At 57.7% G+C, this 19,496-nt stretch carries 21 protein-coding genes; 11 read left to right on the forward strand and 10 right to left on the reverse strand.

Going from position 1 to position 19,496, the window contains the following annotated elements; translation table 11 throughout:
- The first annotated feature begins 12 nt into the window (after positions 1-12).
- The gene (locus tag ACWJ62_RS12085; protein WP_449286656.1) at positions 13-552 is read left to right on the forward strand and encodes a class I SAM-dependent methyltransferase; all 540 of its coding nucleotides are present in this window, start codon (positions 13-15) and stop codon (positions 550-552) included.
- On the opposite strand, the gene ACWJ62_RS12090 is transcribed toward ACWJ62_RS12085, so the two are convergent.
- The 4 genes from ACWJ62_RS12090 to ACWJ62_RS12105 form a co-directional block, all read right to left on the reverse strand.
- Positions 549-1,499 (reverse strand): PA2778 family cysteine peptidase, encoded by a 951-nt coding sequence (locus ACWJ62_RS12090; RefSeq protein WP_449286406.1) that lies wholly within the window; start codon positions 1,497-1,499, stop codon positions 549-551. The two genes, ACWJ62_RS12085 and ACWJ62_RS12090, sit on opposite strands and share 4 nt — an antisense overlap.
- A gap of 59 nt (positions 1,500-1,558) precedes the next feature.
- A complete protein-coding gene (locus ACWJ62_RS12095; protein ID WP_041645035.1) occupies positions 1,559-1,960 on the reverse strand; it encodes a PA2779 family protein in 402 nt (133 codons plus the stop codon).
- A 106-nt stretch (positions 1,961-2,066) separates the two neighbouring features.
- Positions 2,067-3,131 (reverse strand): hypothetical protein, encoded by a 1,065-nt coding sequence (locus ACWJ62_RS12100; RefSeq protein ID WP_449286407.1) that lies wholly within the window; start codon positions 3,129-3,131, stop codon positions 2,067-2,069.
- A 19-nt stretch (positions 3,132-3,150) separates the two neighbouring features.
- Entirely contained in the window at positions 3,151-4,599 is a 1,449-nt protein-coding gene (locus ACWJ62_RS12105) for a phospholipase D family protein (RefSeq protein ID WP_449286408.1), read from the reverse strand.
- A gap of 159 nt (positions 4,600-4,758) precedes the next feature.
- Between ACWJ62_RS12105 and ACWJ62_RS12110 the strand changes: the two genes are divergently transcribed.
- The 3 genes from ACWJ62_RS12110 to ACWJ62_RS12120 are packed head-to-tail and all read left to right on the forward strand — an operon-like array spanning position 4,759 to position 7,524.
- Entirely contained in the window at positions 4,759-6,408 is a 1,650-nt protein-coding gene (locus ACWJ62_RS12110; RefSeq protein WP_449286409.1) for a protein kinase domain-containing protein, read from the forward strand.
- Positions 6,408-7,163: a Stp1/IreP family PP2C-type Ser/Thr phosphatase gene (locus ACWJ62_RS12115; RefSeq protein ID WP_449286410.1), complete on the forward strand. Its 756-nt coding sequence runs from the start codon at positions 6,408-6,410 to the stop codon at positions 7,161-7,163. Before ACWJ62_RS12110 ends, ACWJ62_RS12115 begins: the two co-directional genes overlap by 1 nt.
- 10 nt (positions 7,164-7,173) lie before the next feature.
- Positions 7,174-7,524 carry an FHA domain-containing protein gene (locus ACWJ62_RS12120; RefSeq protein ID WP_064227218.1) on the forward strand — a complete coding sequence of 117 codons (351 nt, stop codon included), beginning with the start codon at positions 7,174-7,176 and terminating at the stop codon, positions 7,522-7,524.
- Between the two features lie 21 nt (positions 7,525-7,545).
- Here ACWJ62_RS12120 and ACWJ62_RS12125 read toward each other — a convergent pair whose 3' ends face one another.
- Together ACWJ62_RS12125 and ACWJ62_RS12130 are read right to left on the reverse strand one after the other, a co-directional pair.
- On the reverse strand, positions 7,546-8,292 hold the full coding sequence (locus ACWJ62_RS12125) for a glutamine amidotransferase (protein WP_449286411.1): 747 nt from the start codon (positions 8,290-8,292) through the stop codon (positions 7,546-7,548).
- 37 nt (positions 8,293-8,329) lie between these two features.
- A complete protein-coding gene (locus ACWJ62_RS12130) occupies positions 8,330-9,055 on the reverse strand; it encodes a YebC/PmpR family DNA-binding transcriptional regulator (protein ID WP_449286412.1) in 726 nt (241 codons plus the stop codon).
- 188 nt (positions 9,056-9,243) lie between these two features.
- Here ACWJ62_RS12130 and ACWJ62_RS12135 point away from each other — a divergent pair, with 188 nt between their 5' ends.
- Together ACWJ62_RS12135 and ACWJ62_RS12140 are read left to right on the forward strand one after the other, a co-directional pair.
- Complete coding sequence (locus tag ACWJ62_RS12135) at positions 9,244-9,855, forward strand: tetratricopeptide repeat protein (protein WP_449286413.1); 612 nt, start codon at positions 9,244-9,246, stop codon at positions 9,853-9,855.
- A gap of 176 nt (positions 9,856-10,031) precedes the next feature.
- Entirely contained in the window at positions 10,032-10,466 is a 435-nt protein-coding gene (locus ACWJ62_RS12140) for a hypothetical protein (RefSeq protein WP_449286414.1), read from the forward strand.
- 93 nt (positions 10,467-10,559) lie between these two features.
- Here the strand turns inward: ACWJ62_RS12140 and ACWJ62_RS12145 are convergent, their stop codons facing one another.
- The 3 genes from ACWJ62_RS12145 to ACWJ62_RS12155 form a co-directional block, all read right to left on the reverse strand.
- Positions 10,560-11,360: an MBL fold metallo-hydrolase gene (locus ACWJ62_RS12145; protein WP_449286415.1), complete on the reverse strand. Its 801-nt coding sequence runs from the start codon at positions 11,358-11,360 to the stop codon at positions 10,560-10,562.
- A 147-nt stretch (positions 11,361-11,507) separates the two neighbouring features.
- Positions 11,508-11,936, reverse strand: coding sequence for an SRPBCC family protein (locus ACWJ62_RS12150; RefSeq protein WP_449286416.1), 429 nt, complete (start codon positions 11,934-11,936; stop codon positions 11,508-11,510).
- A 102-nt stretch (positions 11,937-12,038) separates the two neighbouring features.
- A complete protein-coding gene (locus ACWJ62_RS12155; RefSeq protein WP_449286417.1) occupies positions 12,039-12,914 on the reverse strand; it encodes an AraC family transcriptional regulator in 876 nt (291 codons plus the stop codon).
- Positions 12,915-13,074: 160 nt separating this feature from the next.
- Between ACWJ62_RS12155 and ACWJ62_RS12160 the strand changes: the two genes are divergently transcribed.
- The 5 genes from ACWJ62_RS12160 (at position 13,075) to mmsB (ending at position 18,686) form a co-directional block, all read left to right on the forward strand.
- Positions 13,075-14,568, forward strand: a complete 1,494-nt coding sequence (locus ACWJ62_RS12160) for a CoA-acylating methylmalonate-semialdehyde dehydrogenase (protein ID WP_449286418.1) — start codon at positions 13,075-13,077, stop codon at positions 14,566-14,568.
- A gap of 93 nt (positions 14,569-14,661) precedes the next feature.
- The gene (locus ACWJ62_RS12165) at positions 14,662-15,828 is read left to right on the forward strand and encodes an acyl-CoA dehydrogenase family protein (RefSeq protein ID WP_148607961.1); all 1,167 of its coding nucleotides are present in this window, start codon (positions 14,662-14,664) and stop codon (positions 15,826-15,828) included.
- A 10-nt stretch (positions 15,829-15,838) separates the two neighbouring features.
- Positions 15,839-16,618 (forward strand): enoyl-CoA hydratase, encoded by a 780-nt coding sequence (locus tag ACWJ62_RS12170; protein ID WP_449286419.1) that lies wholly within the window; start codon positions 15,839-15,841, stop codon positions 16,616-16,618.
- 35 nt (positions 16,619-16,653) lie between these two features.
- Positions 16,654-17,724, forward strand: a complete 1,071-nt coding sequence (locus tag ACWJ62_RS12175) for an enoyl-CoA hydratase/isomerase family protein (RefSeq protein ID WP_449286420.1) — start codon at positions 16,654-16,656, stop codon at positions 17,722-17,724.
- A 74-nt stretch (positions 17,725-17,798) separates the two neighbouring features.
- Positions 17,799-18,686 (forward strand): 3-hydroxyisobutyrate dehydrogenase, encoded by an 888-nt coding sequence (gene mmsB / locus ACWJ62_RS12180; RefSeq protein WP_449286421.1) that lies wholly within the window; start codon positions 17,799-17,801, stop codon positions 18,684-18,686.
- Between the two features lie 36 nt (positions 18,687-18,722).
- Here mmsB and ACWJ62_RS12185 read toward each other — a convergent pair whose 3' ends face one another.
- Entirely contained in the window at positions 18,723-19,166 is a 444-nt protein-coding gene (locus ACWJ62_RS12185; protein WP_088557830.1) for a hypothetical protein, read from the reverse strand.
- Positions 19,167-19,496 lie beyond the last annotated feature (330 nt).

The following is a 19,496-nucleotide window of genomic DNA, read 5'->3' on the forward strand; positions in this document are numbered from 1 at the left end:
GAGGCAACGGTGATGGATGCGTCCTGCCGGTTACCGCCTGAGCAGGAGCAGGAGATTTATCAACTCCATGACAACGATCCGTCCGATCCGGGATACCGGACATTTCTCTCGAAACTGACAGAACCTCTGCTTGAGCGTCTGCCATTGGGGGCGATTGGCCTAGATTTCGGGTGCGGCCCCGGCCCCGCACTGGCGCAGATGCTTGAGGCGGAAGGCATGGCAGTCAGTCTCTACGATCCCTACTTTTATCCCTCAGCAGTGGCCCTCGATCAAACCTACGATTTCATAACCTGTACCGAAGTGGTGGAGCATCTTTACGCGCCGGCTGGCGTCTTCAGGGAACTCGACCGAATGCTGAACCCCGGTGGCTGGCTGGGCGTGATGACCTGTTTCCAGACCGACGATGACCGGTTCGACAACTGGCATTATCGACGTGACCCGACCCATGTGGTTTTTTACCGGGAATCTACCTTTAAGCTACTCGCCAACCGGTTTGGCTGGCACCTGGAAATACCGAGAAAGGATGTGGCGCTGTTCCGAAAGCCTGCCTAGGGTTCTTCCCTTGGACACTCGGGAAGTGCAGGACACTGTTCTGCGGATGTGGTGTCCTCATGTTCGAGCAATTCCGATTCACCGAAGCGGTCCGGTGCCAGTGCGGCGGCACATCTCGCCGCCTGGGCTGCAGTGTTTGCGCAGCCGCTCGCCTGCAGCGCGAAAGCCAGGTTGTTCCAGCCCTCGGCGAACTCCGGAAAACGTTTCACTGTGCGCAGGAAATGCTCTTGTGCTTCGCTTTGGTGGCCCAGCTGCCAGGCAAGGTTGCCTCTGGCCATAGTGGCCGTAGGTTGGTCCGGCCAGGTCATCTCGGCTGTCTTATAGGCAATGCCAGCGGCTGTTGTTCGTCCGGTTGTCTCGAGGTTATGGGCGGATTGCAGAAAACGAAGCGGTACTGCGGTAGCTGGAACCCGATCCGGTGGCAAAATAGTGGCGGCCCAGTTGTCGGCCCGCCCCCAGGTATTGGTGAAAACTTCCAGATCGATCGCTTCACGCTTGCGGGTATCGGTATGGAGTATCAGGTCTCGCTCGCCGGCGTCATAGCCGATGACAACCGCAAAGTGCCATTGGGGCCACCAGCCAAACCTCAGATTCTGCATCACCAGTACCGGGTTGCCCGAAGCTACTTCGTTCAGCAGGCTTTCAAGCTCTCCGTCCAGAGGATAGACCAGCATGCCGTGAGCCCGGGCGGCGGCCACCATTTCGACCTGCAGCGATCCTTCACGGCCGGGAATATAAACGAGCTCTTTCAGGATTTCAGGGTCGGTCTGCAAGCCCTGGCTATTGAGCATCATGGCCAGTGAGGCAGGCCCGCATTGGTACCTTTCCTGGGGGTAGAAGGGCACGTCGTCCAGCACAACCCGGTCGGGCAGCATGGCCTGGTGAGTTTCGGACGCTGGCCATTTGGGGGCGCTGGCGCAGCCTGCCAGCAGGCTGACCAGTAACATCAGGATCAGCCTGCTGGATGTCGCTTTTAGTGTGGGAAAAATGACGGCCATTGCCCCCGCTATCGAATGCAGTTCACGAACGGGAAGACGTTTGTAGCACAGAGCATATCGGTGATAATGAAAACCAGCAGGAACAACACGATGATGCCGACGACATCCTGTCCTGCCGGAGCTTCGGCGAGCTGACGCTCAAAATCCGCCAGTTCAGCGGGCGTGAGGTTCTGGATGCGTTCCTTGACCTGATCCTGGCTGACCCCAAGGTCTGCCAACTTGGCCTGCACATCCTGTCTGTCGAGCATGCTGATCAGTTCCTGCCGGTCCAGCTGAACCTGTTGTTGCCCGATCATCTCGCCGGTTCCAACCATGCCGGCGGTAGCGGTGGCCGACCAGACGGAACCAAGGGCCATCATCATGGCCATAAAAAAGGAAACGTACCTCAAGTGCTTGCGAATGCCTGACATGGGTCACTCCTGTTCGTTGGCTACTTCCGGTGTAGCGGATTGTTAGTCACTTTGCACTAACCGGACGATAAAACAGTCGGTTGCGTTCCCTCAAGATACGAATCGTTCAGGATTCACAAACCTGCAGCTTTCGCTCCGGCCAATGGAGTATAGCCGAGCGTGCAACCATTCTGCTGGCAAGGTCTGGGTACGCCTGCCGGATAACGTTGGCGCCGAACTCGGCCAGGAACGCCGATTTCAGTTCTGCCCGGGCCTTCTGAGTGCCCGGTTCCTGGTAGGGCGCGGAGCAGAGCAGCAGGAAACCATCGTCCGGGACACGGCCACTGTCCATGTTGCTCTTTATGATCCCGGCAGCCTGGCGGATGGGATGGGACAGATCCGGGCTGTAGGGGCCGATGATCAGGGCTACGTTGGGTGCGTGCAGGAAATCGAACCCCCTGCCAAGGCAGATGACCCACTCCCGATGTTCTATGTTCAGTTCCCTGTCAAAGCGCCGAATCTCGTTCACGTGCCGGATATTGCCCTCAACCAAGGGCAGCAGATCACGCTGAACCGGTTCCGGCATATCCGGACAAAGGGACGCGATTTCGGAGGCCATATCGGCAAGTCTCGACACAGGAATGGTAGACAGATCCAGCGTTCGCTCCTCGCTACCGTGCATAACCAGTGCATCCTCGTCGCTCTCGAAACCACATACCAGGGGATAGACCGTTCGGTGGCCGTTTCCGAACAGTTTTTCAACCTGGCTCCGGATCTGGAACGCATGTCGCATGGCGGCCTCACGGTCGCAGTCAAAGCCGGCGCAACCGCGCTCCCGGGAGCCTTTTGAGTAGTGGTAGGTAATGATGATCAGTACCCGCCGGCCCTGGGTTACGGCTTGCTGGACCGTATCCGCCAGCATGTCGCCAAGGTAGGGCCAGCCCAGCTCGAATATGCCGCCAAGGTTCCTAAACGGGTGAATGACACCAAGAGGCGTCTGGGTCACGTAGGGCAGGTGGATCCGGCCATCCATGCACTTCATGGCGATGATCTGGGTATTGTGCTCTGCCAGGTAGCGCTGCCTGGCCAGATGGTTTTCCGGGCTGCAGAAACTGGCCGAATGGGCCCGGCTGAGCTCCATCAGCCAGTCGATACGCTCTGCGATAGGGCGCGCATGCACGGGTGTTGTCATGGCTCTTGTCCTGTTCTGTTCAGAAGGTCGACAGGCCGGTCGCCTCCATAATCCGGTAGCGCCAGTAGCGAAGTCTGGATTCGTCGGCCCAACGTTCGTAGGGAAGGCTCATCACCGGATCGTCGCCAGGGCCTTTTTGCCATTGCTCATCAAAAAAACGCCGGGCTCCGCTCGCAACCTGTGACTGCTCCACCACCGATACCCAGACATCGGTTTCGAGATTCAGATCGTCGAGATTGCGCCGGGTAAAATTGGCCGAACCCAGGAGCAGTTCTGTTGCGCCGTTTCCTTTAGCCAACATCAACAGTTTAGTGTGGCATTGCTCACCCAGGGTATTACACCATCGTACCGGAACGCCCGCGCGAACCAGTTCCATGGCGACCTGCCTGTTAGGAATGCCACTCTTCTGGTGGCCGAAGGCCTCGTTGTTGGCATCGAGCAGTACTCGTAGTCTTACGCCCCGTCTGGCGGCGTCAGTCAGCGCTCTAACCATTTCGCGATGGGAGAGATAGAACATGGCCAGGTCCAACTGGTCGCCAGCTGAGGCCTCTTGAATCATGGACAGAGCCTGATCCCGGATTTCCGATTCGGTCAGCACCGCGACCCGGGACCTTTCGGGTTTGTCGGCTTCCGCAGTGACTTCGGAAGCCTGGCTGATCCGTTCATCGATCAGCTTGGTGTCCGCTCCTGACATGGCGAGAACGGCCCGCTCGCTTTTCAGCAAATCAATCACTGCCGGCCCCTTGAAGCTCAGCCCCAGGTTGCTGTGCCGGCTGCTGCCGTCGTGGGGGTTGGCCGAGGTAACAATGGCTCTCGGGGAACCCGCCTCATCCGCGATCACAAGCTTGCGATGGTTGGCCTTGAAGTTCAGCAGTGCGAGATAGCTTCGAAGGGTAACAGGCTTGGTGCCGAGGGCATTGTCCAGCCAGCCTCCGTCCCGTTTGTTACCGAACCACTGACAACACAGCCGCCAGATCGAAGACCAGGTCGGGTTACTGTCCCGTAGCGGGCGGAGTGCCGTCTCCACAACCGGAATGCCGCCATTGCGCAGGGCTTCAAACCAGGGCGAGGTCGTGCCGCCATACATGGTGTTCAGAGGGTCGGAGATGACCGTAACGGATAGCTCCGGTTTCTCCGCTTTCCTGGCCAGCAGGGCTTCTGTCAGCTGTTGAGCCAGAGGGCGGTGGGCTACATCCTCCGCCCCGGTGCTGTTGAACAGAAACATGTCGACGAGAATGAACTCGTCGGCCTGTCCGATAAGCCGGAATACCTCATCGAAGATTTCATGGTCTCGCTCTTCCCGGCCGTCCTGATAGTGACGGGTGACATCTTTCAGCAGGACGGGTTCCTCCAACGGCACCGCGGTTCCCCGATAGCTGATGCCTGGCGGCAGTGGCTTTTGAGTGTGGTAAAGGCCGATGCCGGCCAGGGTGATCAACAGCAGGAGAATCAGTAACTTCAGTGTCATGTGTGTATTTCCATCATCCCTGAGGTAAACGACGGCATAACTATACGTGACCTCTCTCTCAGGTAAACAAACACTTACAAAAAACACTCCGGTCGTTGTATCGAAGTTCCGCCACGCTTTCTAAACTAGTCAGATCAACCATTTATAACAAAGTTGCCTGTGAACGCCATACTCTCATTCATACCGCGCCTGTTCAGTCTGCGGGCCGTTATTCTCGTTCTGGCTGTTGTGTTTGCCCTCACGGGGGACCAGCTTGCCCTCGTTGGCTGGGCGGACCGTGCGCTGTTCAGCATTCTCGGCGTGCCAGAGGGCGCTACCCCGGCCACGATTGTCCCGCAGGAAGCATTCGGGCCGGCCATGGCTGATCGGGGGCTTTCGGAGCCGCTCTGGTCAGATATGGCCGTTACCGCCGGGCTGGCCATTGCGGCACTGTATCTGGTGCTTGCAATTCCAGCGATGGGCGCAGCCGTTTCCCTGCCTGTCACTCTTTTGCTTGGTGGCTCGCTCGTGGTGATCCAGGCGGCTTTGATGTTCTACCGCAACGCCTGGGTGCCGTTTGGCGTGGTGCTCACTTTGCTGGTGGTCGGTTATGTGGTGATGCTGTTCTGGCTGCAGCCCCGCAAACACATCCGTCTACTGACAGACAATGTCCGTGATGCGCGGCTGAAGCTGGCCAGGGTGTTTCTGCAGCAGGGTCACACCGACGATGCCCTTGAGGCGCTCAATCGTTGCCCCGACTGCGAGAGTGCGCTTGAACTGCGCTACGACGTCGCTATCCAGCAGGAGCGCAAGCGCCAGTACGACAAGGCGGTCAGCACCTACCGCAGTATTCAGGAGCGCAAGAAAGGGTTTCGGGATACTGCCGCCAGGCTGGCGGCACTGGAAAAGCTCGCACCGGATAACTCATTGATGCAGGGCGGGAGTTTCGACAATACCCGCACCCTGTTGATGCCCGAGCCTGCCGTGAGTCGCCCGACCCTCGGAAGATACGAAATCGAGCGGGAGATTGGCCGTGGTGCCATGGGCGTAGTCTATTTGGGCAAGGATCCGAAGATTGCCCGCACCGTTGCCATCAAGACTCTCAGCTACCAGGCATTCGATGATGGACAGCTTCAGGATCTCAAGGAGCGATTCTTCCGGGAGGCAGAAGCCGCTGGCCGCCTGAGTCACCCGGCAATCGTCACCGTATATGACGTTGGCGAGGAGGCAGACCTCGCCTACATTGCCATGGACTATGCGAAAGGGCGTCCGCTCAGTGAATTCGGCAGAACCGGGCGGTTATTGCCCCTGACCAAGGTGCTGGATATCGTTGCCCGCGTGGCGGACGCACTGGCCTACGCCCACAGCCAGAAAATCGTCCACCGCGACATCAAGCCCGGGAATATCATCTTTAATCCCGACAATGGCGACATAAAGATCACCGATTTCGGCATTGCCAAGATCTCCGATGACTCGCGAACGCGCACCGGCGCGGTGATGGGCAGCCCATTGTATATGTCGCCGGAGCAGTTGAAGGGGCAGAAGGTAACCGGTGCCTCCGATATCTACAGCCTGGGCGTAACGCTTTACAAGCTGGTGAGCGGCGAAACGCCCTATCAGGGCGATACCCTGGCCAACCTGACCTACCAGATTCTCAACAAGCGCCCACGCAGCGTCCGCGAGTTTAACGCCGATCTGCCAAACGGCGTGGTCCGTCTGATCAACAAGGCTATCCAGCGCGAGCCTGACAAACGCTTTGCCAGTGCCGCCACCATGGCCGAGGCCGTGCGTCGTCTCGCCGTTCGTGAAGCCGGCCAGGAGGTCTCCTGATGCGATATCACGTTGCCGGCCAGAGTCATCGCGGCGCCGTCCGGGAATCAAACCAGGACGTGGTGGACTGGCGGATCAATGATGCGGGAGACCAGGCGCTGCTGGTTGTTGCCGACGGTATGGGCGGTCACCAGGGGGGCGAGGTTGCCAGTCGTCTTGCGGTTGATGCCATCATCGACTCCCTTGAACCGGAAATCGCCGATGCCTCGACCCGCACCACGGATGAGGATATCCGGGAACACCTGGATCGGGCCTTCAGGTTGGCCAATGAGCGGATAGCGAGTCGCCGTGCAGAGGATCCAAGACTTGAAAAGATGGGCACGACACTGGTGGTGGCCTGGGTGAGTGGCAATCAGGCGCATATTGCTCACATTGGCGATTCCCGGTGTTACAGCCTGCGTGGCAGCCAGGCGCTGTGTCTCACGCGGGACGATTCCGTGGTCCAGAACATGCTGGAAGACGGCGACATTACCGAGGCTGACGTGCCCAATGTACCGTTCCGGAATGTACTGACCAGAGCGGTGGGCGCGGAAGAGCAGGCAGGCCCCAGTTATCGCCGCGAAACGCTTGATGAAGGAGATGTGCTGCTGCTGTGTTCCGATGGGTTAACCGAGTCGGTCCCGGAATACCGTTGGCTTGAAATCCAAAAGGAAAGTGACGGCATGGAGCGCACGGTTCAGGCACTGATTGATGCCGGCCTGGCAAACAAGGCCGGTGACAATGTGTCTGTGGTATTACTGACGTTGGAGTATTGAGGAAACTGACATGGCTTCGCTTTCGCAACTGGTGGATAACGTTGTTGTTAACACCTTTGAACTCGGTCGGCCGGAAACCCGCATTGGCAGGCGCCCGGATAACGACATCCAGATCGATGAAATTTCTGTGAGCGGCCAGCACGCCCTGATAGAAGCGGTGCCCAATGCCTACCTTGAAGGGACGGTGGATTACTACATCACCGACAGCAACAGCACCAATGGAACCTTTGTGAACGAATTGCGGGTTGCCGACCGACAGCGCCTCAACAGCAACGACATGGTGCGCATTGGCTGGAATGAGTTCCGCTTCATCGATGAAGAAGAGCAGGCACTGGAAAAAACCGCCTACATCCTCGATTGACTGTAACGGTTGGCCCGCGAATTACCGGATCCGATCCTGAACAAACCTGCTGAAACGGATAAGCAGCGAGGACGCATCCGGCGCTGGCTTCACGCCGGCGATAAGGGCCTCTGCATTGAGCCCCTCCCGGATCAGATCGGGCGCCTGCACTTTCAGGTAGGCGCTCATGATGGTGTCCGTGAATTCCGGATGGAATTGCACGCCCCAGGCGCAGGAGCCAATTCTGAAAGCCTGGTGGGGTTCGAACTGGTTGCGTCCCAGCAACACCGCTCCTTCAGGCAGGCGCAGCACGGATTGCCGATGTGTCAGCTGGGCCGGAAATTTTTCCGGTAGCTCCCGGAACAAGACATCGGAGGCGGCCTCGGGAAGGAGCTCAACCTCGTGGGTGCCGGTTTCCCGGCCATTCGGATGGTAACCAGCTTCGCCGCCCAGCGCGTGGGCCAGCAACTGGTGGCCATAGCAGACACCGAGCACCGGCACTTCGCTTCTGACAGCTTTTACCAGCCAACGCCCAGCGTTCTCGCTCCATTCCGCCCGGTCGCTCACCATGGCAGGGGAGCCAGTCACCACGATGCCGTCCCAATCTTCCGGATTCCCCGGCAGTTCACCGGCTTCGGCATTGGCAACGGTAATATCCAGCTTGTCTGACAACCCGCGCAGGAACCACTCGTCAAAATCGCCAAACTTTGCCCGAAGGTCCGGGTAGGTGGTGCCTGTTTTCAGGACCACCACACGCGCCTTGCGGTTTGTGGGAGCGTTCTGTTGCATGGTGCTATCTTCCTGCGCGGCCTGAGGGCCGGGTTGTTTACTGGTCTGGCAGTTCGGCGTTGTGGAACACGTTCTGCACGTCGTCCAGTTCGTTCAGCATGTCGAGGAATTTCTCGAACATCGGGATGTCGTCGCCTTCCACCAGTGTGGTGGTTTTAGGCAGGAACTGGATTTCATCCACTTCAAAATCGATGTCTTCAATGGCGTCCACCAGGGCCTGGCGAGCCTTGGCGTATTCGGTGTTCGGTGTGAACACGGTAATCAGGCCATCTTCGTTCTCGATGTCGGTGACATCGACATCCGCTTCCATCAGTGCCTCAAGGACGGCTTCTTCATCTTCGCCCTTGAACGCAAAAATAGCGCTGTGGTCGAACATGTGAGACACGGCTCCGGGCGTGCCGATCTTGCACTTGGTCTTGGTGAATGCCAGGCGCACGTCGCCAAAGGTGCGGTTCGGGTTATCGGTCAGGCAGTCTACGATCACCATGCAATTACCCGGTCCGTAGCCTTCGTAGCGAGCCGCGGCATAGTCTTCGCCGGCGCCGCCCTTGGCCTTGTCGATGGCCTTCTCGATGACGTGTGAAGGTACCTGGTCTTTCTTGGCCCGCTCGATCAGTCCGCGCAGGGTGAGGTTGGCCTGAGGATCGGGGCCTCCGGACTTGGCGCTCATGTAAATCTCGCGGCCGTATTTGCTGTAGACCTTGGTTTTCGCCGCAGCCGTCTTGGCCATGGACTCTTTGCGGTTCTGGTAGGCTCTGCCCATCTGCGCTGCCTCTTGGTTCTCTGGAAAAGGCCGGATTTTACTCAACATTACCGGTTTGGGACAGGCCTATTTGGCAACCTCAGCGGCCTGGCAATACCAAAGTCCAGCTCCGTCAGCACTTTTGAAGCACAGACTCCACGCCGTTGGCCCTGTTAGCGTCGGAACGTGGTTTAAGCCCGGGAGGCGATATGTTTCAGGTGAGTGCCATGACGATGGCGGCAAGACTGCTGGTGCTGTCTCTTTTGTTGCAGTTTCCGCATGCTATGGCGGACCAAGACGAAAGCCAGAAAGAGATCGCCCGGGATATGATCCGGGTGCTCAACGCCTATGTTGTATACAAGATGGGGCAATACGACGACGCATTCGACCAGTATCTGAGTCTGGCGGAGGAGGGTAGCCGGCAGGGTATGCTTAATGTTGCCAATATGTACGCGCAGGGGCAGGGGGTTGAGCAGAGCGATGACCGGGCCTTCTACTGGTATCAGCGCTCTGCCGAGGATGGGGATGTTATCAGTATGGTGGAAGTTGCACGGGCCTATGATTCCGGACGTGGTGTTCAAAGGGATACCGCCAAAGCTTCGGAATGGTTGCTGCGGGCTGCAACGGCCGGTAGTGAAGATGCCCAGTGGGAAATTGGCAGTCGACTGTATGATCAGGGTAACCAGCCTGACGGACTTTGTTGGATCAGACTGGCGGCTGTGGAAGGCGGTCAGCCTGCAGCGCAGCAGTTTCTTTCAGGATTAAAAGAGGAAGAGCCGTCCGCACGACCCCGCATCAGTGAAACGTGTCCGCAGTATTAAAGACTCGTTACATTGTTGTCAGGGAGCATAGAAATTGATCTCTGACAGGTTTTTCTGAGTCAACAAGGGAGTATGCTGAAATCATAGATCAGGGATGCCTCTAAAGGTGTCGACTGGTTTCTATAGAGCAGTTCCTGAAGCCGGGGATGGTCGGGCTGATGATGGAGGCTACTTCAATGAAACAGATCGTGATCTATTCTGCAGCGCTTGCACTGGCGCTGACGTTACCGCTCTCAACTACCTATGCTGCTGACCAGGACCAGGATCGTGACCAGACGCAATTGCAGGACCAAACGCGGCTAAAGGACCGTGACGGGTATCCAATTTCCGGTTACGACATGATGACCGATCAGGAGCGAGCGCAATTTCAGGACCAGATGCGTTCCATGGATTCCATGGCAGAGCGCCAGGCCTACCGTGAGCAACATCATGAGAGAATGATGGAACGAGCCCGCGCCCAAGGCATTGATGTTGAAAATCTGCCCCCCACCGCCGCGGGTCGACCCGATGATAAGGGTATGATGGACGAGGATAAGATGGGGCCCGAAGGCATGGGCAGTGGAGGCATGGGTGGTGGAAGCCACGGTGGTGGCCAGGGTGGTAGTAAATAAAACTGGCTCCTCCTACCCACCGGCCCTGCCCTCTGCAGGATGGGGTTTGAAACACAGAAGCGGCAGCCGTGAGGCTGCTGCTTCTTGTTGGTGTTAAACGTAGTCTACCGGCCGTCGGTAGCTGTCCTGTGTAACCAGATCAATCCCGCAATCCATCTCGCTCACCCAGTTCAGGAAACGATCCACCATAACGGGGCCCTCAAAGCGCTTTCCGTGCTGGGGGACGATCATGGCTACGTCCATGTCGCGAATCATGTTAGCCCACAGCTGACACACCTTCTTTGAGGCGATATATCGACGGTGGAAGCCAATCATGCTGGGTATGTGCTTGTCGAAATCCTTCACTGGCAGGTGATCGTCCTCGCCACCCATAGAGGCTCCAAGGTCACCTGAGAACAAGATTTTCGAGACCGGGTCATAGAACTGCAGGTTGCCCACGGAGTGCATGAAGTGGGCTGGCAGGCATTGCAGATAGGATTCCCCGAATTTCACATTGGCGCCGGCATCCGGAACGCTAACGATGCGGTCGTAAACGCTGCCGCTGAGCTGGTTGGTCACGTAGCTGGAAACCAGATGCGGAAGAAACCTGGCCCAGAGTTTCGAGGTTACGATCTTCGCGCGGGTATGAACGATCCAGCGGTCGATGGCACCGATGATGTCCGGGTCCTGGTGAGAGGCGAACACGTAGTCCATGTCGCGGATGTTCATGTAGCGTGATGCGGCCACCGAAAGCGGCGTGTAGGTGAGATCACCGCCTGGATCGATCAATGCCTCGTGTTTGCCATCGACAATCAGGAACTGGTTGGACTGGACGCCCTCGCCGGTTACCAGGGAATCGAACATCAGGCATTTGTGGTGTCCGTTATCGAACAGGACAATAGGCTCGGCTGCCATTTCGGTCTCCCGCAGAATACAGTTTGGTCCGGCCGGAATGGCCGGATATTGCAAGCTGCGCGGAGATTACAAAATTGACAAAAGCCAACTCTTGCCTCAGGTCAATTCTCTGATATTCCTCAAGTAACGATTTGTTGTTGCCGATTTTCAGGCCAGCCTGGGTACCCGTTTGATCCCGCGGCGAATGCCCTGCTCCAGGGCGCTGCTGACGACCTTCCCGGTGAACGGTACGATGTCTTCAAAGGTGATGGTGTAGTTCACCCGGGTGTGGCCTTCCGGTGTGTCCTCGAAACGGATTCTCCCCAGATGGTTGCGGATCGGGCTCATGCTGGTGATGGTGTATTCGATCAATGAATCCGGCTCGAAGCTGGTCACCGTTTCTTCCAGGCCGACCGGCCCGATGCCGATCTTGCGAACCGAGCCGATGCCGTTGGGATCAGCCTGATCGCTGTCCTTGATTCGTTTGACCGGCGCTCCCAGCAGTTTTCCGAAACGGTAGTGGTCGGCGAACAGGGCGAAAACCCGTCGTCGGGGGACGTCAAAGGTTTCATCAATTTCAATGGTGTACATGGCCATGGGCTCACTCTTTTTGTGATTTGATGCCCCCAGCCTAACCCCTTGGCTCCTACAACAAAAGTCGTAGAAGGCGGCAGGTTTCAATCTGGCCCGGGTTGAGTTTCAGTGTCGGGCGGTATGCCGGTAGTCCCGGGGTGACTGGCCCATTACCTTTTTGAAAAGCCGGGAAAAATAGTAGGCGTCGTCGTAGCCCAGGCGTCGGCTGATGTCAGCAAAACTCAGGCTGCTGGTGTCCAGCATCTGGCAGGCCCGTTCAACCTTCAGGTGAAGGAAATGCTGGATCGGAGAGGTGCCGGTTTGTTCACGATAGCGGGTCGCAAAATGAGCAGGTGAGAGGCCAGCAAGATCCGCGAGTTGCTCCAGGCTGATACGCTCATCCAGGTGCTCCCGCATATAGTTGTGGATGGTCTCCAGTTCCGCTTGCCGCTCGTGGCCTGTCTCGTCGGCGTTGATCGGAACCGCCGCCATTAATTGCCGAAGCCGGTTGGCGGCGTGGATCAGGCCGCGGGCCCGAAAGCCGGTCTGTCGAACCGACAGCAGGCCATTGAAGTCCACCAGGAGGCGAGGTTGACGTCCCAGGTGGCGGATACGGTTCGGGCCGTCAAAGCCCATGTAATTGCGAAAGTCTTCTGCCAAGGGACCGGTGTAGTGCACCCAGTGGATGGTCCAGGGGTTCTCCGGGTCGGCGGTATAGCGATGATTGGCTCCGGCTGGCAGAAGCAGGAGGTCTCCGGCCCCCACGGTGTAGGGTTCGCCACCGACATTCAGGAACGCCCGGCCTTCTGTGCAGTAGATCAAAAGATTGTCGCGATGGTGCTCCCGGTGCATATGGTGGCCGACGGCGCGGCGGTAGTGGCCGAATGCCAGAGGGTATAGGTCCCGGGTGAGTGGGTGGCTCGCGAGTAGTCGAATGATCGGTTCAGGCACCACATAGCGAATGCTGTCTTTGGGCACCGGCCATTGAGAGGTTTGGGTCATTGTGGTCTTGTTTGTTTGAGCTTTATCGAAAGATAGTCCATCACGGGCGAAATTTAGTCAATCACCCCTTTGGCGATCCCGTGCTAGCCTTTGATAAAACGTGGCCGCAATCCCATGGTTCCGGCCGGCTTCCCGCACAACAACAAACAGGGACATCAACATGAAAAATGTACCGCTGTATCTCGCAGGTGAGTTTGTCGATAGCCAAACCAGTGAATGGATCGACGTCACCAACCCCGCCACCAACGAAGTGATCGCCAAGGCTCCGTGCACCACGGACGCGGAAATGCGCAAGGCCATCGAAAGCGCTGGCGAAATGTTCAAGACCTGGAAAGAAGTGCCAGTTTCCGAGCGTGCTCGTGTGATGCTTCGATACCAGGCCCTTCTGAAAGAGCATCATGACGAGATCGCCGAAATCCTGGCCCAGGAAACCGGCAAGACCTTTGACGACGCGAAGGGCGATGTCTGGCGCGGCATTGAAGTGGTCGAGCACGCGGCCAACGTTGCCTCCATGATGATGGGCGAGACCGTTGAAAACGTGGCCCGCGAAGTAGACACCCACTCCTGGATCCAGCCATTGGGCGTGTGCGCCGGTATCACCCCGTTCAACTTCCCGGCCATGATTCCGCTGTGGATGTTCCCGATGGCCATTGCCTGCGGTAACACCTTTATCCTCAAGCCGTCCGAGCAGGATCCGCTGACCCCGACGCGCCTTGCCGAGTTGTTTGAAGAAGCTGGTGCTCCCAAGGGCGTTCTGCAGGTGGTCCACGGTGGCAAGGAACAGGTTGATGTCCTTCTGACCGATCCCGCCATAAAAGCGGTCTCTTTCGTTGGTTCTGTACCGGTGGGCCGTTACATCTACGAAACCGGCACTCGCAACATGAAGCGTGTGCAGAGCTTTGCCGGTGCGAAGAACCACATGGTGGTCATGCCGGATGCCGACAAACAGCAAGTGCTCAACGCCCTCGTCGGTGCCTCCGTGGGTGCTGCCGGACAGCGTTGCATGGCAATCTCCGTGGCAGTATTCGTGGGCGAAGCCCAACAGTGGATTCCAGAGCTGAAAGACGCCATGGCGAAAGTACGCCCCGGTGCCTGGAACGATTCCGGTGCCAGTTATGGCCCTATTATCTCCGCCAAGGCGAAAGACCGTATCGAGTCCCTGATTGCGACCGGCGAAGCCCAGGGCGCCAATCTGCTGCTGGACGGCCGCGGTTGCACGGTGGACGGTTTACCGGATGGCAACTGGGTTGGTCCGACGCTGTTTTCCGGTGTGACCACTGAGATGGACATCTATAACGAAGAAATCTTTGGTCCGGTGCTGGCCTGCGTGGAAACCGACACGCTCGGTGATGCTATCGATCTGGTTAACAAGAGCCCGTATGGCAACGGTGTCTCCATCTTCACCAGTTCCGGTGGTGCCGCGCGTCGCTTCCAGCATGAGATTGACGTAGGCCAGGTGGGTGTGAACATCCCCATTCCAGTGCCCCTGCCGTTCTTCTCGTTCACCGGCTGGAAGGGTTCCTTCTACGGTGATCAGCATGCCTACGGCAAGCAGGCGGTTCGCTTCTACACCGAAACCAAAACGGTTACCTCCCGCTGGTTCTCCAGCGAAGCGACCAGCACAGAAGCCAACTTCTCTATCCAGTTGCGTTAATTGCGTTGAAGGTGGGGTATTTGGGCCGGAACCCGTTTCCGGCCCCTTGTTTTTCCCACCCAATGCCAAGCCCTATCTATCTGGAGCGTAACGATGGACTTTAACCTCTCCGAAGATCAGCTGGCGTTTCGCGAGGCAGCGCGGGCGTTTGCGGAAAAATCCATGGCGCCCCACGCCGCGAAGTGGGATGACGAGCATATCTTTCCGGTCGATATGATGAAGGAAGCCGGCGAGATGGGCTTCATGGGTATGTACACCCCCGAAGCGCTGGGCGGCATGGGTCTGTCCCGACTGGACACCTCGGTCATTGTGGAAGAACTCGCAGCGGCGTGTCCTTCCACCGCTGCGTTTATCACTATCCACAACATGGCCACCTGGATGGTAGCCAGTTTTGCCTCGGACGATCTCAAACAGGAAATCGTGCCGAAGCTGGCCAGCGGCGAGTGGCTTGCCTCCTACTGCCTGACCGAGCCAGGTGCCGGCTCAGATGCGGCCAGCCTTCGTACCAAGGCGGTGCGCGATGGTGACAGCTATGTGATCAATGGCAGTAAAGTATTTATCTCTGGCGCCGGAGCGACCGACATCCTGGTGTTGATGGCCCGGACCGGAGCGCCGGATTCCGGTTACAAGGGTATTTCCACCTTCGTGATTCCCGCGGATGCCGATGGCGTTTCCTACGGCAAGAACGAAGAGAAAATGGGCTGGCACAGCCAGCCAACCCGGATGATCAGCCTCGAGAATGTCCGCATTCCTGCCAGTAACCGTGTCGGGGAAGAAGGCGACGGGTTTGCCATCGCCATGAAGGGTCTCGATGGAGGTCGCCTGAATATCGCCACCTGTTCCCTCGGTGGCGCCCAGGCCGCGCTGCTGCGCGCTCGCAACTATATGCACGAACGTGAACAGTTCGGTAAACCGCTGGCGGCTTTCCAGGCTTTGCAGTTCAAACTGGCCGATATGGCCACCAATCTGGTCGCAGCCAGGCAGATGGTTCGTCTGGGTGCCTTCAAGCTCGACAACGCCGATCCGGAAGCAACTCTGCACTGTGCCATGGCCAAGCGTTTCGCCACCGATGCCTGTTTCGAGGTGGTCAACGAAGCGCTGCAACTGCACGGTGGTTATGGCTATATTCGCGAATACCCGCTTGAGCGCTACCTGCGCGACCTGCGAGTGCACCAGATCCTGGAAGGCACTAACGAAATCATGCGTCTGATTGTGGCCCGTCGCCTGCTCGATGACGGCGTGGCTGAAGCGATTCAATAAGGAGATCCCCATGAGCGATCTTATCCAACTCGAAAAACGCGGACACATCGCGGTACTGACCATCAACAATCCGCCGGCCAACACCTGGACTAGGGATTCACTGATTGCCCTGACGAACATCATCAAGGAGCTTAACGAAGACCGGGATATCTTTGCCCTGGTCATGACGGGGCAGGGCGAAAAGTTTTATTCCGCCGGTGCTGACCTGAAAACGTTCGCCGATGGCGATAAAGCCCGGGCCAATGAGATGGCGCAGCTGTTTGGCGAGGCGTTCTCCACGCTGGGTCGTTTCCGCGGTGTATCCATCGCGGCCGTGAATGGCTATGCCATGGGTGGCGGCCTCGAGTGCGCCATGGCCTGCGACATCCGAATTGCCGAGGAGCATGCACAGATGGCATTGCCCGAGGCAGGCGTGGGCCTGCTGCCCTGTGCCGGCGGCACCCAGAACCTGCCCTGGCTGGTAGGCGAGGGCTGGGCCAAGCGGATGATTCTTTGCGGAGAGCGGGTGAAAGCCGATACCGCATTGCGAATCGGCCTGGTTGAAGAGGTGGTGCCAACCGGAAAGAGCCTTGATAAGGCCCTCGAACTGGCTGAAATGGCCTGCCAGCAGAGCCCGTCGTCCACCGCCCGTTGCAAGACCCTGGTGATGAGCGCCCGCGATGGCCGCAGCCACGACGACAGCTGGCGCATGGAGCGGGAGCTGTTTGTTGAGCTGTTCTCTACTGAAGACCAGAAAGAAGGCGTGAACGCGTTTCTCGACAAGCGCAAGCCGGAATGGAAAAACCGCTGAAGCCGGCCCGAAGCAAGCTGGCCCAAGGACCTGTTATGAGTGATCAACCCATTATCTTTGAAGAGTGGAAAACCGGCGGTGGCGCGCTGATCGCCGTGGCCAGGCTGAATACGCCCAAAACGCTGAATTCGTTGTCTCTGGAGATGATTCGGTTGCTGACGCCGCAACTGAAGCGCTGGGCGGAAGATCCTGCTATCCAGGCCGTCTGGCTGGAATCCGAAGGCGACAAGGCGTTCTGCGCCGGCGGCGACATCGTCGCCTTGTATCGCAGCATGACCGAGCCTCAGGGCGCCAGTGAAGGCGAAGCATTCTTCAATGAGGAATATGAACTGGATTACCTGATCCATACCTTCCCGAAACCGATTGTGTGCTGGGGGCATGGTATTGTGATGGGAGGCGGCATGGGCATTATGGAAGGGGCCTCCCACCGGGTGGTCACGGAAGCCTCGAAACTTGCCATGCCCGAGATCACAATCGGCCTCTACCCAGACGTGGCCGCCGGCTGGTTCCTCAATCGGACCCCCGGTCGCACCGGTCTTTTTCTGGGCCTGACCGGTGCCCGACTCAACGGTGCCGATGCGGTCTTCACTGGCCTTGCGGACCGATTCATTCGGCACGAGCTGAAGGCCGAGGTTGTGGCTGAGCTATGCAAGCGCGATTGGCAGGGTGAGGACGCCCATGCGGTGGTTGGTAGCGTGCTTCGCCAATACGAGCGTGAGAGCACCGATGCCATGCCGGCATCACCGGTTCGCACTCATTTCGATGAGATCAACCGGGTTACCGATGCCGACTCCCTGGAAGCAACGGTTAACCAGCTGAAAGAGCTGTCCGGTGGCGACGGATGGGTGGCGAAGGCGACTCGTTCCCTTGCTAGCGCCTCGCCGACCTCCCTGGCTCTGGTCTGGCGCCATCTGCACGGTTGCAAACACGACAGCCTCAAGGAAGTTCTCGACAAGGAATTGGTGCTCTCCACCAAGTGCCTGACCAAGGGGGAGTTCGCGGAGGGCATCCGAGCGCTTCTGATCGACAAGGACCAGCAGCCCCGCTGGCGGTATGCGTCCCTTGCCGAAATGGACAGCGCCTGGATTGACGATTTCTTTAAATGATGGCTGGCCTGGTTGTCGGATTACGCTTCGCTAATCCGACAAACACCCGAAATATAAGAACAAGGAGAATGAACATGGCAACAATTACCTTTATAGGCCTCGGTAACATGGGCGGCCCCATGGCCAGTAACCTGGTGAAAGCGGGCCACGAGGTCACCGTATTCGACCTGTCCAAAGATGCTGTAGCTGCGCTGGTGTCCGAAGGCGCAAAAACGGCAGACACGGCCCACGAAGCCGCCAATGGCGCTGAATGTGTCATCACCATGCTGCCTGCCGGGCAACACGTGGAAGCGGTCTACCTGGGTGACGATGGCCTGCTGGCCAAACTGCCGGCTGGTACCCTGGTTATCGACTCCTCCACCATTGCCCCGGAAACAGCGAGGGGCGTGGCCGAAGTGGCACGAGCCAAGGACATCCCATTCCTCGATGCGCCAGTCTCCGGCGGTGTTGGCGGTGCCAAGGCCGGAACGCTGACCTTCATTTGTGGCGGCTCGGAAGAAGCCTTCAACAAGGCCAAGCCGATCCTAGATGCGATGGGCAAGAACATCTTCCACGCCGGTGACCATGGTTCCGGTCAGGTGGCCAAGATCTGCAACAACATGCTCCTGGCCATCCTTATGTCCGGAACCAGTGAAGCGCTGGCATTGGGTGTGAAGAATGGGCTGGATCCGGCAGTTCTTTCGGAAATCATGAAGCAGAGTTCCGGTGGCAACTGGGCGTTGAACGTCTACAACCCGTGGCCCGGGGTAATGGAAGGCGTACCCGCGTCCCGTAACTACGAGGGCGGCTTCCTGGTCAATCTGATGACAAAGGATCTGGGGCTGGCGTTCGACAACGCCGTCAAAAACCAGGCCTCCATCCCCATGGGTTCTCTGGCTCGCAACCTGTTCCAGCTTCACGCCGGACAGGGCAATGGCAGCCTGGACTTCTCCAGCATCCAGCGGCTTTACAGGCCCGAGTAAGTCAGAGCGGGCGCGGTTCTTCGCCGCGCCCGCCTCTCAGAGCTCGCTCACGTGTTCCCCGAAATACCAAACCTTTCTGAATGGTCCCTTGTTCTTGTCTGATATGGCGCGGATATTGTCGATCAACACATCATCCGAAAGCAGCGTTCGGCCGACGTTGTAGATAAGGAGTTCGATTGGTTCGCTCACAGCGTACCGCTTGGCTATCTTCTTTTTGTAAGTTTCGGAGGTGTAGTCAATAGCGCGAGCCAATCCCGGGTCGTTCATACTGCGGGGATTCGCGATTGCCTTGGCGACGTCTTCTGAGCAAGCTTCCGTCAACTCGAAAAAGATGACTTCGCCATCGATCAGGCATTTCAGATCGGGTTTTCCATCCTCGGGCGATTGCTTTTCAACATATTCACAATTTAAACCTGCTGCGGCTGCAAACCGCTTGAATATGCTGATCTCAACTTTCCCTTTTTCTTCTTCAGACGCCATAGTTTCGCGGGATCGCCCTTGTGTTCAGAAACCCTGTGGATTGGAGTGCTGCAGTGGCTATTTTCCGATAGATTATCGCACGTTACCCTCTCTCATCCTGAAGAGTAAACCGGAAGCTCACAGTTGTCAGTAATCTACGGCACACTGGTGTCTGATGGTCATTGAATCGGGTGGTACAGTTTACGGTCGGAGACACAGTTCATTGATTCTCCTGTAGACTACTGGTAACTTTCCCAACTGATTTTGCAGGCGATGTGACCAAGGATCTGGTTGCAATACAAAGCCCTGCAATAAACGATGATAGAAACCATACCTTCAGGGATTGAAGAT

Source organism: Marinobacter sp. PE14, assembly GCF_053566155.1.